Here is a 16506-nt window from a genome sequence, read left to right on the forward strand (position 1 = left end):
CCAACGGGAGCGACAGGAGCAACAGGAGCAACAGGAGCAACAGGTCCAACGGGAGCGACAGGAATAACAGGGGCAACGGGAGCAACAGGCGATACAGGAGCAACAGGCACAAGTATAACGGCAACATACGCATTTGCAAATAATACGTCGGGTACAGCAATATCGGTACTACTAGGTGGAACAAATGTCCCGCTTCCAAACAATCAGAATATCGGTCCAGGTATTACAGTGTCTGGGGGAAACACAGTATTTACGGCTGCAAATGCAGGGAACTATTATATTTCATATACAATTAATATAACGGCTTCATTATTAGTTAGTTCAAGAATTACAATTAATGGGGCACCGCTTGCTGGGACTATTAATTCTCCTGCATTAGCAACGACATCATTTAGTGCGACAATTATTACGACCCTTGCGGCGGGGAGTGCAATTAGTTTGCAATTATTTGGTTTGTTAGCTGTTGCGACATTATCAACAACTACCCCAGGAGCGGTATTAACGATTATAAGATTAAGTTAATGACAAACTCTCTTACTCTTTTAAGATTAGGAGAGTTTCTACATATAATAAGAAGTTAATGAAGTAAAGCATAGTTATATAAAAGTCAGAATATTATGATTGTAACGTTATGGTGACTATAATATAATGAAAATAACCATCATGAATGAACATTCATTTATTTTTTATGTATTTGAAGGGGGAATGAAGGTGGAAAAAACATGGTTGAAAAGTTATCCAGAGGAAATTCCTAGTACGATTTCTTATGATATTCAGCCACTTCATGGATATGTAGAACAGATGGCTTCTCGCTATCCAGAAAAGAAAGCGCTTCATTTTTTGGGGAAGGATATTACGTTTTCGGACTTCCATGATAAGGTGAAGAGATTTGCAAATTATCTTCAAAAGCTCGGTGTGGAAAAGGGGGATCGAGTTGCTATTATGTTGCCGAATTGTCCGCAAGCTGTAATTGGTTATTACGGTACATTACTTGCGGGAGGTATCGTAGTACAAACAAATCCACTGTATACAGAAAGAGAATTAGAATACCAGCTTCATGACTCGGGAGCAAAAGTAATTCTTTGTCTCGATTTAGTGTTTCCAAGAGTAACGAATGTTCAATCTGCTACAAAAATTGAGCATATTATCGTAACTCGTATTGCGGACTTTTTACCATTCCCTAAAAATCTATTGTATCCATTTGTGCAGAAAAAACAGTCGAATTTAGTTGTGAAAGTATCAGAGAGTGAAATGATTCATCTTTGGAATTCAGTAGAAAAAGAAGTGAATACGAATGTTGAGGTGCCTTGTGATCCTGAAAATGATCTAGCTCTTTTACAGTACACAGGAGGAACAACCGGATTTCCGAAAGGAGTTATGTTAACTCATAAAAACCTCGTTTCTAACACTTTGATGGGAGTACATTGGTTATATAATTGTAACGAAGGTGAAGAAGTCGTCCTTGGGGTTCTTCCATTTTTCCATGTTTATGGTATGACAGCTGTTATGAATTTAAGTATTATGCAAGGATACAAAATGGTCCTTATTCCAAAGTTTGATATGAAAATGGTTTTTGAAGCAATTAAGAAGCATAAAGTGACATTGTTTCCAGGGGCTCCAACTATTTATATCGCTCTTTTAAATAGCCCGCTTTTAAAAGAATACGATATTTCTTCTATTCGTGCTTGTATTAGTGGATCAGCACCACTGCCAGTAGAAGTACAGGAAAAGTTCGAAAAAGTTACAGGTGGTAAACTAGTAGAGGGATATGGTTTAACAGAATCATCTCCGGTTACACATAGTAATTTTTTATGGGAAAAGCGAGTGCCGGGTAGCATTGGAGTTCCGTGGCCAGATACAGAAGCAATCATTATGTCACTTGAAACTGGTGAGGCATTACCACCAGGAGAAATAGGGGAAATTGTAGTGAAAGGTCCTCAAATTATGAAAGGATACTGGAATAAGCCAGAGGAAACAGCGGCTGTATTGCAAGATGGCTGGCTCCATACAGGTGATGTTGGCTACATGGATGAAGATGGATTCTTCTATGTAAAAGATCGCAAGAAAGATATGATTGTCGCGAGTGGATTTAATGTGTATCCTCGTGAAGTTGAAGAAGTATTATATGAGCATGAAAAAGTGCAAGAAGTAGTGACAATTGGAGTTCCAGATCCGTACAGAGGAGAGACAGTTAAAGCATTTGTTGTGTTAAAAGAAGGTACGGAGTGCTCTGAGGAAGAATTAAATCAGTTTGCACGTAAATATTTAGCGGCTTATAAAGTGCCGAAAGTATATGAGTTTAGAGATGAATTGCCGAAAACGACAGTAGGGAAAATTTTACGCCGTGTCTTAATGGATGAAGAGAAGAGAAAGAATGAGGATGAGCAAACGGGCTAAGGCCCTTTCTTTTTGAAAAATAGGATTGACACTTTTCTAAATAGTCAGTATTATAAGAATATGAATGACTATTCATTCAGTCATCTTCTTGAAGGGGACAGTAAAGTGAAGAAAAATAGACCGAAATACAATCAAATTATTGATGCGGCAGTCATTGTGATTGCGGAGAATGGGTACCACCAAGCGCAAGTTTCTAAAATCGCAAAGCAAGCTGGGGTAGCTGATGGCACGATTTATTTATATTTTAAAAATAAAGAAGATATATTAATATCCTTATTCCAAGAGAAGATGGGAGAATTTGTCGAAACAATTCGTCAAAAAACAGCAGGAATTGAAAGCGCTGTATCGAAGTTATTCATGTTGGTAGAAACGCACTTCTTGCTGTTGTCACAAAATGATCCTCTTGCTATCGTTACGCAATTAGAGCTGAGGCAGTCCAATCAAGACTTGCGCCTTAAAATAAATGAAGTATTAAAAGGCTACTTACAAGTTATGGATGAGATTTTAGAGACTGGTATAAAACAAGGTGAATTTCAAGCAGATTTAAATGTTCGCGTGGCAAGACAAATGATCTTTGGAACAGTAGATGAAGTTGTGACCAATTGGGTAATGAGCGATCATAAGTATGATCTGGTCGCACTTTCAAAAACGGTACATGGGCTACTCATTGCAGCTTGTGGTTATCGTCAATAATGGGAGGGATCATGTTGAAATTCCTATCTGTAAGAGTTGAAGATCATATCGCGGTGGCGACGTTAAATCACGCACCAGCAAATGCGATGTCTTCACAAGTTATGCATGACGTTACTGAATTAATTGATCAAGTGGAAAAGGATGATAACATTCGTGTTGTTGTTATTCACGGTGAAGGACGTTTCTTCTCGGCAGGAGCAGATATTAAAGAATTTACATCTGTTACTGAAGCGAAGCAAGCAACAGAATTAGCACAGCTTGGACAAGTTACGTTTGAGCGTGTTGAAAAATGTTCAAAACCAGTTATTGCGGCAATTCATGGAGCGGCACTGGGCGGCGGCCTTGAGTTTGCTATGTCTTGCCACATGCGCTTTGCAACTGAAAGTGCAAAACTTGGTTTACCTGAATTAACACTTGGATTAATTCCTGGCTTTGCAGGTACACAGCGCTTACCACGTTATGTTGGGAAAGCAAAAGCTTGTGAAATGATGTTAACAAGTACACCAATTACTGGTGCAGAAGCATTGAAATGGGGACTTGTTAACGGATTGTTCTCTGAAGAATCACTTTTAGATGATACGCTTAAAGTCGCAAAACAAATTGCTGGAAAAAGTCCAGCAACAACTCGTGCTGTACTAGAGTTATTGCAAACGACCAAATCGTCTCATTACTATGAAGGTGTACAACGTGAATCACAAATTTTTGGTGAGGTATTTACGAGTGAAGATGGAAGAGAAGGTGTAGCTGCATTTTTAGAAAAGCGTAAACCTTCATTTAATGGCAGGTAGTTCAATTATTTTTTTAATATAAATTAACAGAAAATTAAAATTGATAGAATCTTTCTGAAAAACAAGGGGGTAAATGGAATGAACATCTACGTACTCATGAAACGAACATTTGATACAGAAGAAAAAATCGTAATTAAAAACGGTGCAATTTACGATGGCGAAGCGGAATTCATCATCAACCCTTACGATGAATATGCAATTGAAGAAGCAATTCAAGTAAGAGACGCACAAGGTGGAGAAGTTACAGTTGTAACAGTCGGTGGCGAAGATAGTGAGAAAGAACTTCGTACTGCATTAGCGATGGGCTGTGATAAAGCGGTATTAATTAATATTGAAGATGATGTAGAAAATGGTGACCAGTTCACGACAGCAAAAGTGCTTGCTGAATATTTAAAAGATAAAGATGCAGATTTAATTTTAGGCGGAAACGTTGCAATTGATGGTGCATCTGGACAAGTAGGTCCACGCGTAGCTGAAGCGTTAAATATTCCGTACGTAACGACAATTACAAAACTTGAAATTGACGGTACAAACGTGAAGATTGAGCGTGATGTTGAAGGTGATACAGAAGTGATCGAAACTTCATTGCCGGTTTTAGTAACAGCACAGCAAGGTTTAAATGAACCGCGTTATCCATCGCTTCCAGGTATTATGAAAGCGAAGAAAAAGCCACTAGAAGAAGTAGAATTAGATGATTTAGATTTAGAAGAAGATGATGTGGAAGCAAAGACAAAAACAATTGAAATCTATTTGCCTCCTAAGAAAGATGCAGGAAAAGTGTTACAAGGCGAGCTGCAAGATCAAGTAAAAGAACTTGTATCGTTGCTCCATACAGAAGCGAAAGTAATCTAATAAAATACGAAATTATATATGCAGGAGGGAAAATCTATGGCTCGTAAAGTATTAGTAATGGGTGAAGTTCGTGATGGATCGCTACGTAACGTTTCGTTTGAAGCGGTAGCAGCAGCAAAAACAATTGCAGAAGGCGGTGAAGTAGTAGGTCTTCTAGTTGGAGACAGCGTTGCCTCTTTTGCAAATGAATTGATTCATTACGGTGCAGATCGCGTTGTGACAGTTGAAAATGATAAATTAAAATCATATACATCTGATGGTTATGCACAAGCGTTTTTAGCTGTACATGCTGAAGAAAATCCAGAAGGTATTGTCTTTGGACATACAGCACTTGGTAAAGATTTATCACCAAAATTAGCAGCGAAGCTTGAAGCTGGTTTAGTTTCTGACGTAACTGCTTTAGAGGTTGAAGGTGGAAATGTTATCTTCACTCGTCCAATTTACTCTGGTAAAGCATTCGAGAAGAAGATTGTAACAGACGGTATCTTATTTGCGACAGTTCGTCCAAATAACATTGCAACTCTTGAAAAAGATGAGTCTCGTAGTGGTGACGTATCTTCTATTACAGTTGATGTGAAAGATTTACGTACAATCATTCAAGATGTTGTCCGTAAAACTGCAGAAGGTGTTGATCTTTCTGAAGCGAAAGTTATTATCGCTGGCGGACGCGGTGTGAAGAGTGAAGAAGGATTTAAACCATTAAAAGAGTTAGCTGACGTACTAGGCGGCGCTGTTGGGGCATCTCGTGGTGCTTGTGACGCTGAATACTGTGAGTACTCATTACAAATTGGTCAAACTGGTAAAGTTGTTACGCCAGACTTATATATTGCATGTGGTATTTCTGGTGCGATTCAGCATTTAGCAGGTATGTCTAACTCAAAAATAATCGTTGCGATTAATAAAGATCCAGAAGCAAGTATCTTCAAAGTAGCTGACTACGGTATTGTCGGTGACTTGTTCGAAGTTGTACCTCTTTTAACAGAAGAGTTTAAAAAGTTAAAAGTACATTCATGATTTAAGTACCCTTGAGTTCCAAGTGAAGTACCCCTATATATAGAAAAAGGTGAGAGATCCCCTGTCTCTCATCTTTTTAGTATTTAATCCGTATTTTTATATAGTATAAAGGAACATTTTTTTGTTACAATACATAACGATACATATTATTCGCCACGTATATAAGTTAATGATATACTCTTGGTAGAATATACTTGAAGGAGGAAATAAAATGGCAATTGTAAACGCAAATGACCAAAGCTTCGCAGCTGAAACTAGCGAAGGTGTTGTATTATTAGATTTCTGGGCACCTTGGTGTGGACCTTGTAAAATGATCGCTCCTGTATTAGAGGAAATCGATGCAGAACTAGGCGAAAAAGTAAAAGTAGTAAAAGTAGATGTTGATGAGAACCAAGAAACTGCTCGTCAATTCGAAGTAATGAGCATTCCAGCTCTTTTCGTATTAAAAGACGGTAAAGTAGTTGATCAAACGTTAGGTTACAAACCGAAAGAAGCGTTAGTAGAATTAGTTTCTAAACATTTCTAAAATAAAAAAGCTACCAGTTGGTAGCTTTTTTTATTTTCTTTTTTACAGTCTTTCCGTTACAATAAAAGAACGTATGTTGGGTGTTTGGGCATAGTATGTTTTCAAGGGAAAATAAAAATGCTAAGTATGTAGAAATGGAGGGAGACGAGTGCACGAACATTTGAAAGAGAAGTTGGCTATTTTACCAGATCAACCTGGTTGTTATTTGATGAAAGATAAGCAAGGAACGGTTATATATGTTGGAAAGGCAAAAGTGCTTAAAAATCGTGTGCGCTCGTACTTTACTGGTTCACATGATGGGAAAACACTGCGGCTTGTAGGAGAAATTGTTGATTTTGAATATATTGTAACCTCTTCGAATTTAGAAGCACTTATTTTAGAGTTAAATCTAATTAAAAAATATGATCCGAAATATAATATTCAATTAAAAGATGATAAAACATATCCTTTTATTAAAATTACAGCGGAGAAACAACCGCGCTTACTCATTACTCGAAATGTAAAAAAGGATAAAGGAAAGTATTTTGGTCCTTATCCAAATGCACAATCTGCTCATGAAACGAAAAAACTGCTAGATCGTATGTATCCACTTCGGAAATGCACGAATATGCCAGATAAAGTTTGTTTGTATTATCATATGGGTCAATGTCTAGCGCCTTGTGTGAAAGAAGTGACGGAAGAACAAAATAAAGAAATTGTAGATGAAATTATTAAGTTTTTAAATGGTGGACATAAAGAAATTCGTTCAGAATTAGAAATAAAAATGTATGAGGCCTCAGAGAAACTAGAGTTTGAACGTGCAAAAGAGTTGCGTGATCAAATTGCTCATATTGATGCGATTATGGAAAAACAAAAGATGATTATGAGTGACTTAGTGGATCGCGATGTGTTTGGATATGCAGTGGATAAAGGATGGATGTGTGTTCAAGTTTTCTTCGTTCGAAAAGGCAAGCTAATTGAACGTGATGTTTCTATGTTTCCGATTTACGATGAACCAGAAGAGGGCTTTTTAACGTTTATCGGTCAATTTTATGAAAACAGTAGTCATTTTAAGCCGAAGGAAATTGTCGTTCCAGGAAGTATAGATTCGGAATTAGTAGAGCGCTTTTTAGAAGTGGAAGCGACACAGCCGAAACGTGGTAAGAAAAAAGACCTTGTAGAATTAGCAAATAAAAACGCAAAAATTGCTCTTGAAGAGAAGTTTTACTTAATCGAACGTGATGAAGAACGAACGATTAAAGCGGTAGATCATTTAGGGAAGCAGCTTGGAATTGAAACACCGTATCGTATTGAAGCGTTTGATAACTCAAATATTCAAGGAACAAATCCCGTTTCTGCAATGATTGCTTTTATCGATGGGAAACCAGCGAAGAAAGAATATAGGAAATATAAAATTAAAACGGTTCAAGGGCCAGATGATTATGAGTCTATGAGGGAAGTTGTGAGACGCCGTTATACAAGGGCGCTTAAAGAAAATTTACCTTTACCGGATTTGATTATTATTGATGGCGGAAAAGGCCACTTGGCGGCTGCAAGTGATATTTTAGAGAATGAGCTCGGATTATATATTCCGATGGCAGGTCTTGTAAAAGATGACAAACATAAAACCTCCCATTTAATTATTGGAGATCCCCCGGAACCTGTGATGCTTGAGAGAAATAGCCAAGAATTTTATTTATTGCAGCGTATTCAAGACGAGGTGCATCGATTTGCGATTACATTCCATCGTCAATTACACGGGAAATCTGTCATTCAATCAGCATTGGATGACATTCCAGGAATCGGTGATAAACGGAAAAAGGTATTGTTAAAACATTTTGGTTCATTAAAGAAGATGAAAGAAGCTTCTGTAGCAGAATTTGTCGAAGCAGGTATGCCAAAAAATGTTGCAGAGACGATTTATACGTATTTAACAGATAAGAAGACGTTGTAGTTTACAATGTCTTCTATTTTTTGTTATAATTTCTGAAGATTTAAAATAAATTGATGTGAATGAAAATACAAAAAAGTCAACTAAACTGATATGTCTAGTTGACTGTAGGTAATGCTTACACTTCAATGAGATCTTTTATATCCCATTTCACAAGAAATGTAATAGAGTCAGAACGTTTTTTCTTTTCTTCGTATGACTCTGCAACGACGTTCCGTTGCTTTTGAATTTGTTCAGCGATGAATCCAGCTTCTAGTTGATAAGAAGAATGCCTTTTTTGTTTTTGACGTTCTGCAATGAGTGTGCCTTTAAGTTGGAACTGCATTTCACGACGCTTATGTTCAATAATGCTTAAAGTGCCCCAGCCAGCCTTTTCAAAGAACTGAATGACTTCTTCAATTGTTTCTAGCGGATATTTTCTTGCAAGGTTTCTACCAGACCAGTATAAAATACCATCTAAATCGTTGCCGATTAAATCAGGTAGTAATTCTTCACGTAGCAATTCATAAGCGAAGGCGTTCAATGAAACATCTTCTAAAGATGTTATATCGATTGTATTTTTACTCACAATATTCCCCTCTTTCTATAGGGATTATTATATAACATTTTTCATTTATAAAAACAGATTTTTCTTTAGGGAAATCTGAATATCTAAGAAGAAAAAAAGAATTGGCAAATTATATGCAAATTATGTATACGTTTTCTTGACGCTTCGACAAAAATAGGGGTAAAATGAACTTGTTATCAAATTATGCTGAAATATTTCGAATAATTTTTTCAGTTTTTCTTATGCCAATAGTGAAAAAACATTATTGTTATAAATTAATCTGAAAACAGCAGTCAAACATTCAAGGGGGTAATGGGGACATGAAAGGCCGCGAGTATACGTTTCGTAAGTGGCACTCATTAATGGGGGTCATCCCGGTTGGTGTCTTTTTGACGCAACATCTAATTGTAAACAACTTTGCAACAAGAGGAGCAGAGGCTTTTAACAAAGCTGCAGGCTTTATGGAGCTCCTTCCATTCCGGTATGCGCTAGAAATTTTCATCATCTTTTTACCGATACTGTACCATGCTATATATGGCTTATATATTGCATTTACAGCTAAGAACAATGCGGTTTCTTACGGTTATTTCCGTAACTGGATGTTCGTCTTCCAAAGAATTTCAGGTATCGTTACGCTGATTTTCATTTCTTGGCACGTCTGGGAAACTCGTATTCAAGCAATGTTAGGTAAAGAGGTAAACTATGATATGATGGCAGATATTTTAAACAATCCAGCTATGTTTGCATTCTACTTAGTTGGTGTTGTTTCAACAATTTTCCACTTTGCAAATGGACTATGGACATTCTGCATCAGCTGGGGAATTACAGTATCTCCACGTTCACAAAGAATCTCTACTTATGTAACATTAGCTATTTTCTTAGGTCTATCTTATGTAGGTGTGAGTGCATTATTAGCGTTCATCGATCCACAGCTAGCAAATCAGTAAGGAGTGGGAGAGCATGAAAGGGAAACTTATAGTAGTCGGCGGTGGCTTGGCTGGCTTAATGGCAACGATTAAAGCGGCAGAAGCAGGAGTAAATGTTGAACTGTTTTCTTTAGTACCAGTAAAACGTTCACATTCTGTATGTGCTCAGGGCGGAATTAACGGTGCCGTAAATACGAAAGGTGAAGGGGATTCTCCATGGATCCACTTTGACGATACAATTTATGGTGGGGACTTCTTAGCGAACCAACCACCAGTTAAAGCAATGTGTGAAGCAGCACCTGGTATCATTCATTTAATGGACCGTATGGGTGTTATGTTCAACCGTACGGAAGAAGGACTTCTTGATTTCCGTCGATTTGGTGGAACGCAACATCACCGTACAGCATTTGCTGGTGCAACAACTGGACAGCAATTACTTTACGCATTAGATGAGCAAGTACGTCGTCACGAAGTAGCAGGACTTGTAACGAAATATGAAGGTTGGGATTTCTTACGAGCTGTTGTTGATGATGAAGGTGTGTGCCGAGGAATCGTTGCACAAGACTTACAAACTATGGAGATTAAAAGTTTCGGAGCTGATGCCGTGATTATGGCAACAGGGGGCCCTGGTATCATTTTCGGAAAATCAACAAACTCCATTATTAATACAGGTACAGCAGCGTCTGCTGTATATCAGCAAGGCGCATATTATGCAAATGGTGAGTTCATTCAAATTCACCCAACGGCAATTCCAGGAGACGATAAATTACGTCTTATGAGTGAATCTGCACGTGGTGAAGGTGGACGTGTTTGGACATATAAAGATGGTAAACCATGGTACTTCTTAGAAGAAAAATATCCGGCTTACGGAAACCTTGTACCTCGTGATATCGCAACGCGTGAAATCTTTGATGTTTGCGTAGAGCAAAAACTAGGTATTAACGGTGAAAACATGGTGTACTTAGATCTTTCTCATAAAGATCCGAAAGAACTAGATATTAAACTTGGTGGAATCATTGAAATCTATGAGAAATTTACAGGTGATGATCCTCGTAAACTACCAATGAAAATCTTCCCAGCTGTTCACTATTCAATGGGCGGACTATGGGTTGACTATAAGCAAATGACGAGTATTCCAGGTTTATTTGCAGCAGGTGAGTGTGATTATTCTATGCACGGTGGTAACCGCCTTGGTGCAAACTCACTATTATCAGCAATTTATGGTGGTATGGTAGCAGGACCAAACGCAATTGAATATATGAAAGGTCTTTCTAAATCATCAGATGCTGTTTCGTCTACTGTATATGAGCAAAATGAATTAATCGAAACAGAGAAATTTAACAATATTTTAACGATGGATGGTAATGAAAATGCATATGTTCTTCATAAAGAGCTTGGAGAATGGATGACAGATAACGTTACAGTAGTTCGTGAAAATAAAAAGTTATTAGAAACAGATGCGAAAATTGAAGAGTTAATGGCTCGTTACAAACGTATTAACATTAACGATACAGCGAGATGGAGTAACCAAGGTGCTTCATTTACACGTCAACTTGCAAATATGTTTGAGTTAGCACGTGTTATTACAATTGGCGCATATAACCGTAATGAGAGCCGCGGGGCGCATTACAAACCTGAATTCCCAAATCGTGATGATGCAAACTTCTTAAAAACTACGATGGCAAAATTTGAAGGAGAAGGAAATGCACCAGCATTCCATTACGAAGACGTTGATGTTTCATTAATTAAACCACGTAAACGTGATTATTCTTCAAAACATGATGTAGCTGCTAAGGGTGAAGAGAAGGGGGATAAACAACATGTCTGAGAAAACAATCCGCCTCATCATTACGAGACAAGATGGACCAGATGCACAAGCGTTTGACCAAGAGTTTGAAATTCCATATCGTCCGAATATGAATATTATTTCGGCGCTTATGGAAATTCGTCGTAATCCTGTTGATTCAAAAGGGAATCAAACAACTCCGATTGCATGGGATATGAACTGCTTAGAGGAAGTATGCGGAGCATGTTCAATGGTTATTAACGGAAAACCACGTCAATCATGTACGGCTCTTATTGATCAATTAGAACAGCCAATTCGCTTAAAGCCGATGAAGACATTCCCAGTTGTACGTGATTTACAAGTTGACCGCAGTCGCATGTTTAATGCTCTAAAACGCGTTAAAGCTTGGATTCCAATTGATGGTACGTATGACCTAGGTCCAGGACCAAGAATGCCTGAGAAAAAGCGTCAATGGGCTTATGAGCTTTCAAAATGTATGACATGTGGTGTTTGCTTAGAATCATGTCCAAACGTAAACAGTAAGTCTGACTTTATTGGACCAGCGCCGTTATCACAAGCTCGCTTATTCAACTCACATCCAACGGGTGAAATGCATAAAGCAGATCGCTTACGTGCAATTATGGGAGATGGAGGACTAGCAAACTGTGGTAACTCTCAAAACTGTGTGCAATCATGTCCGAAGGGTATTCCTTTAACAACTTCAATTGCGGCATTAAACCGTGATACAACAATTCAATCGTTCAAAGATTTCTTTGGTAGCGATAATAACTATTAATAAATATTGCCTCTTCATCTTGAAGGGGCAATATTTATAACTATATTTTTCAGTTTATTCTGTTTTTTTGAGAGGAAGGGGAGATAACGTTGAAGAGAATTTCTTATATTGAAGACTTCGAGAAATGGGAAAGTGGTTTTTTATTTTACAATCCTGTAAAGGTTCGTTTTGGTGAAGTAGATATGTTTGGACATGTAAATAATGTCGTTGCTTTTACTTATTTTGAAGAAGCTCGTATCGCGTTGTTTAAAGAACTTGGATTTATGCAAGAGTGGACACATGCATCATCAGACACGATGATCGTTGTTGCGGATTTACAATGTAATTTTATTAAGCAAATATATTATGATGAACAGTTGAAGGTGTATGTAAAGGCAGGATCGGTTGGGAATTCTTCTTTAGATTTACATTATATGGTGAAGAATGCAGAAGGAGAGGTTTGTTTAGTAGGCCGTGGAATGATGGTTCAAGCGTCGAAAAAAACAGGAAGAGGCGAACCATGGCCTGAAGAATGGAAGAAGAAATTACTACAATGATAGAGTGAAAGAAAAATAAGAGAGCAATTTGCTCTCTTATTTTTTGTCTTCCATCGCTTCTTCTAATGTTAAGTGATGTTTATATAGGTATGTAGCGTATGGATTACCAACGTAGCGTAAGTGCCATGGTTCATATGCATATTCTGTTGTATCTGTTTTATCTTCTAAGTAACGAATGACAAAGCCGAATTTATGAGCGTGTTCCGCGACCCAGTTTCCTTCTGCTGTCTCTCCGAAGATAGGCTCTAATTGAAATTTAGCTGTTTTTGAACTAATATCCATTGCTAAACCCGTTTGGTGTTCACTTGTACCAGGAATTGCGCTTACTGAATTAGCTTCAGCTTTTCCTTGACGTCTAACGTATGTATCATGCAACGATTTTTGACGTTTGTATGAACGATAACCAGATACAGCTGTAAGATCAATCCCTTCTTTTTTTGCAGCTTTGAACATGTTTTCAAGTGCCTCTGCAGCATCTTTGCGTAGTAGCGTTTTTTCTTTATCTTTTGGACTAGTGAATGGTACGTTTGGTCTTGTTAAGTCTTCAGGAGTGTATCCATCTGGTAGTTTTCGATGTTTATTAATTAAGACAAGATTAGATTTTGGATTTGTTACAACTGAAAAGTCATTGTCTATTTTCTTTGCATTATGATCAGCTTTTGGAAAAGCAGGAATCTCTTCTTTTGGGTGGTTATTATGTTTTTGACTTTCGACAGCTTTCGCTTCATTATGTAGTGGTGATTTAGAACCAAAGTAAGCGAAAGATGTGATACCGATTACAATAGTAGTGGCAGAAATAATTATTATCTTTTTCATAATGCCTTGTAATCACAGTCCCTTCTTAATAAAATGTGTATCTTTTTTTATTATAAGTCTAGTTTGTTGGAAAAGAAATATCAGAGTCATAACGTAATAGAAATGCAAAGAAAATGTCAGAAAATGTGTAAATTTGTAGTATTTTTTTATATAATTCATTTCTTATCTTTCATGAATTGCATTTTTTATGTAATATATATACATAAGAAGATGTAGCGATTATCGAGAATAAAGAACTTCTTGTATAGACTAGGAGTGAATGGGAATGGATTTTGCAACAATTATTGGACTTATTTTAGGATTTTTAGCAGTGGTAGTAGGGATGGTCGTCAAGGGCGCTGACGTAACAGCCTTATTAAATCCTGCCGCAGCATTAATTATTTTTATCGGTACATTTGCTGCAGTATGTATTGCATTTCCGATGAATCAACTAAAAAGGGTTCCAAAACTATTTAAAGTTCTTTTTGGTTCAAATAAAAAGGATTTAAGTTATGAACAGTTGCTAGAATTATTTGTTCATTGGACATCTGAAAGTAGAAAATACGGTATTTTGTCTTTAGAGCAACAATTAGACAAAATTCAAGATGAATTTCTTTTGCGCGGTATGAAATTTGTGATTGATGGCGTATCCGCAGAAGATTTAGAGCAAATTTTGGAATCTGAATTAGAGGCAATTGAAGAAAGACATGCAAAGGGAGCTGCTATTTTTTCACAAGCTGGTACGTATGCACCGACATTAGGAGTTTTAGGTGCTGTTATCGGTCTTGTAGCTGCGCTTGGTAACTTAACTGATATTGAAAAGTTAGGTCATGCTATTTCGGGTGCATTTATTGCAACGATTTTTGGTATTTTTTCAGGGTATGTATTATGGCATCCATTTGCAAATAAGTTAAAGCAAAAATCTTCAGCTGAAATTGAGAAAAAACGTTTAATCATTGATTGTTTATTAATGTTACAAGAAGGTACATATCCGTTTATTATGAAGAACCGCATTTTAGGTGCACTTTCTGCAACTGAGCGTAAAAAGCTAGAAAAAGGAGCAGAAAAAAATGCGGAGTAAGAAAAATAGAAGAGGCAAAAAGAAAAAACATGATGAGCATATCGATGAAACGTGGTTAATCCCATATTCTGATATGTTAACGTTGTTATTTGCATTGTTTATCGTTTTATTCGCAATGAGTAGTATAGATGCTGCGAAGTTTAAACAGATGGCAGTTGCTTTTCGAAGTGAATTAGCCGGGGGAACAGGTAACAAAGAATTTTTAAGTGATCAAAAGCCAAATGATGAAAAAGAATTATCGGCAAGTAGCCTTGAGGCAGAACAAGCAAAAAAACAAGAAGAAGCTAGAGCTAAAGAAAAAAAAGAGATGGATGAATTGAAAGCATTACAAAAAAAGATTGATCAATATATTAATGAAAAACAATTATCCTCTTCTTTTCAAACTAAATTAACTGAAAAGGGATTAATGGTGACAATATTAGAAAATATACTGTTTGATTCGGGGAAAGCAGATGTGAAATTAGAATCTTTAGGGATTGCAAAAGAGATGTCTAGCTTACTTGTTTCAGCGTCACCTCGTGAAATTACAGTATCCGGTCATACGGATAATGTCCCTATTGCCAATGCACAGTTTGCGTCGAATTGGGAATTAAGTACGCAGCGGGCAGTTAATTTTATGCAAGTATTACTGCAAAATAAAGAATTACAACCAGAAAAATTTAGTGCGATTGGTTACGGAGAATACCGTTCGATTGCTCCAAACGATACACAAGAAGGAAAGGCAAAGAATAGACGTGTGGAAGTATTTATCTTGCCTTTAACAGAGAAAGTAAAATAAAGAGGATGGCGAATGCCATCCTCTTTATTTTACTTCAAATGATTTTAAGTTGTCGCGACGGATTTTATCCTTTTCTGCATCTGATTTTTTGAAATCATAATCATATAAAGCGCCTTCCCAATCGCCATACATTGGATTCGGGAAAATAATGAATTTCTCACCAAATTGTGCTTTTGAATCTTCTACTGTTTGGTTACGATCTTTTACAGATTTTCCATCAAAACCTGTGAAATCAGATAAGTTATCACCGAAGAATAAGACAATATCATGAGTTTGAGAAACGAGTTCACGGCGTTTTTCTTTTCCTTTTTCTTTCGGATCTTGTAGTAATATATGTTCTTTCGTTGCTTGAGGAGCACCTACACGCTCAAGATTTTTAATTGTTGCATCTAGTTGGTTCGTTTTACGATTTGAGATGTAGTAAATATCTACACCTTTAGACTCTGTATATTTTAAGAAATCAATTGCGCCTGGAAGGGCTTCAGCCTCAGCTTTGTTAATCCAATCATCCCATTTGTAAGGATAACCTTTGCCTGTTTTTACGCTCATTGCTTGATGAGGACTGTTATCTAAAACAGTTTCGTCTAAATCAAGTACGATAGCAGGTTTTTTCTCTGTCCCTTTTGCAAGAACTGCATCAAGTTTTAATTGACCAATGTTGTACCCTTGATAGTAAAGTGCTTTCGTTTCACCAGCTGTTTGATACCATAAATCAGCCATTAATTGTTGTTCTGTTAATTTTACTTTCTCTTCTTTCGCCACTGTTTTCTCTGGTGTTCCTGAACATGCTACAAGTGATGTAGATAGAACCGCTACAGATAATAAAGTGGTAATGCTCCTCTTCATCTTCATATGTATCCTCCTCGATGTTAGAAAATCATTTTATATTATATATTAAAATATAATATTTTTATATGAACATTTGCATATTGTCTTTTGTATATATAGTAGTATGTCCTATATTAGAAAGATGAGCAAAATAATAACAGTTGTTTTGACAAGTTTAATTGTCGTAATGACAATTATAATTGACAAAGAGAACTTTATTATTTACAATTTTA

16 protein-coding genes and 1 pseudogene are annotated in these 16506 nt (G+C 36.9%); 14 read left to right on the forward strand and 3 right to left on the reverse strand.

Features of this window, described 5'->3' with window-relative positions; all coding sequences use genetic code 11:
* From C4S65_RS02135 to uvrC, 8 genes and pseudogenes are all read left to right on the forward strand, one after another.
* Nucleotides 1-522: pseudogene (locus tag C4S65_RS02135) on the forward strand (collagen-like protein); the annotation flags it as partial.
* Between the two features lie 189 nt (nucleotides 523-711).
* A complete protein-coding gene (locus C4S65_RS02140; protein WP_000416315.1) occupies nucleotides 712-2397 on the forward strand; it encodes a long-chain-fatty-acid--CoA ligase in 1686 nt (561 codons plus the stop codon).
* A gap of 60 nt (nucleotides 2398-2457) precedes the next feature.
* Nucleotides 2458-3090: a TetR/AcrR family transcriptional regulator gene (locus C4S65_RS02145; protein ID WP_002001012.1), complete on the forward strand. Its 633-nt coding sequence runs from the start codon at nucleotides 2458-2460 to the stop codon at nucleotides 3088-3090.
* Nucleotides 3091-3101: 11 nt separating this feature from the next.
* A complete protein-coding gene (locus C4S65_RS02150; RefSeq protein WP_086406359.1) occupies nucleotides 3102-3878 on the forward strand; it encodes an enoyl-CoA hydratase in 777 nt (258 codons plus the stop codon).
* Nucleotides 3879-3956: 78 nt separating this feature from the next.
* Complete coding sequence (gene etfB, locus C4S65_RS02155) at nucleotides 3957-4730, forward strand: electron transfer flavoprotein subunit beta (protein ID WP_001029031.1); 774 nt, start codon at nucleotides 3957-3959, stop codon at nucleotides 4728-4730.
* 36 nt (nucleotides 4731-4766) lie between these two features.
* Nucleotides 4767-5744, forward strand: a complete 978-nt coding sequence (gene etfA, locus C4S65_RS02160) for an electron transfer flavoprotein subunit alpha (protein ID WP_000101957.1) — start codon at nucleotides 4767-4769, stop codon at nucleotides 5742-5744.
* A 211-nt stretch (nucleotides 5745-5955) separates the two neighbouring features.
* Nucleotides 5956-6270, forward strand: a complete 315-nt coding sequence (gene trxA / locus C4S65_RS02165; RefSeq protein WP_001018944.1) for a thioredoxin — start codon at nucleotides 5956-5958, stop codon at nucleotides 6268-6270.
* 148 nt (nucleotides 6271-6418) lie between these two features.
* Nucleotides 6419-8203, forward strand: coding sequence for an excinuclease ABC subunit C (gene uvrC / locus C4S65_RS02170; RefSeq protein WP_061666243.1), 1785 nt, complete (start codon nucleotides 6419-6421; stop codon nucleotides 8201-8203).
* A gap of 115 nt (nucleotides 8204-8318) precedes the next feature.
* Here the strand turns inward: uvrC and C4S65_RS02175 are convergent, their stop codons facing one another.
* Nucleotides 8319-8768 (reverse strand): YslB family protein, encoded by a 450-nt coding sequence (locus C4S65_RS02175; RefSeq protein ID WP_000042214.1) that lies wholly within the window; start codon nucleotides 8766-8768, stop codon nucleotides 8319-8321.
* Nucleotides 8769-9067: 299 nt separating this feature from the next.
* Between C4S65_RS02175 and sdhC the strand changes: the two genes are divergently transcribed.
* From sdhC to C4S65_RS02195, 4 genes are all read left to right on the forward strand, one after another.
* Nucleotides 9068-9694 (forward strand): succinate dehydrogenase cytochrome B558, encoded by a 627-nt coding sequence (gene sdhC / locus C4S65_RS02180; protein WP_000678354.1) that lies wholly within the window; start codon nucleotides 9068-9070, stop codon nucleotides 9692-9694.
* A gap of 13 nt (nucleotides 9695-9707) precedes the next feature.
* Nucleotides 9708-11501, forward strand: coding sequence for a succinate dehydrogenase flavoprotein subunit (sdhA, locus tag C4S65_RS02185; RefSeq protein WP_000676742.1), 1794 nt, complete (start codon nucleotides 9708-9710; stop codon nucleotides 11499-11501).
* On the forward strand, nucleotides 11494-12255 hold the full coding sequence (gene sdhB / locus C4S65_RS02190) for a succinate dehydrogenase iron-sulfur subunit (RefSeq protein ID WP_001291827.1): 762 nt from the start codon (nucleotides 11494-11496) through the stop codon (nucleotides 12253-12255). The genes sdhA and sdhB overlap by 8 nt, the downstream gene beginning before the upstream one ends.
* A gap of 89 nt (nucleotides 12256-12344) precedes the next feature.
* A complete protein-coding gene (locus C4S65_RS02195) occupies nucleotides 12345-12791 on the forward strand; it encodes a thioesterase family protein (protein WP_000822725.1) in 447 nt (148 codons plus the stop codon).
* A 36-nt stretch (nucleotides 12792-12827) separates the two neighbouring features.
* On the opposite strand, the gene C4S65_RS02200 is transcribed toward C4S65_RS02195, so the two are convergent.
* A complete protein-coding gene (locus C4S65_RS02200) occupies nucleotides 12828-13607 on the reverse strand; it encodes a M15 family metallopeptidase (RefSeq protein ID WP_000720194.1) in 780 nt (259 codons plus the stop codon).
* Nucleotides 13608-13872: 265 nt separating this feature from the next.
* On the opposite strand from C4S65_RS02200, the gene motA reads away from it, so the two are divergent.
* Together motA and motB are read left to right on the forward strand one after the other, a co-directional pair.
* Nucleotides 13873-14667, forward strand: a complete 795-nt coding sequence (gene motA, locus C4S65_RS02210; RefSeq protein ID WP_000344851.1) for a flagellar motor stator protein MotA — start codon at nucleotides 13873-13875, stop codon at nucleotides 14665-14667.
* Entirely contained in the window at nucleotides 14657-15445 is a 789-nt protein-coding gene (motB, locus tag C4S65_RS02215) for a flagellar motor protein MotB (RefSeq protein ID WP_001256734.1), read from the forward strand. Before motA ends, motB begins: the two co-directional genes overlap by 11 nt.
* A 24-nt stretch (nucleotides 15446-15469) precedes the next feature.
* Here motB and C4S65_RS02220 read toward each other — a convergent pair whose 3' ends face one another.
* The gene (locus C4S65_RS02220; protein ID WP_000782822.1) at nucleotides 15470-16297 is read right to left on the reverse strand and encodes a 5'-nucleotidase, lipoprotein e(P4) family; all 828 of its coding nucleotides are present in this window, start codon (nucleotides 16295-16297) and stop codon (nucleotides 15470-15472) included.
* Between the last annotated feature and the right edge of the window lie 209 nt (nucleotides 16298-16506).

The sequence above is a fragment of the Bacillus sp. ok061 genome (genome assembly GCF_900108285.1).
GTDB classification, from domain to species: Bacteria; Bacillota; Bacilli; order Bacillales; family Bacillaceae_G; genus Bacillus_A; species Bacillus_A thuringiensis_S.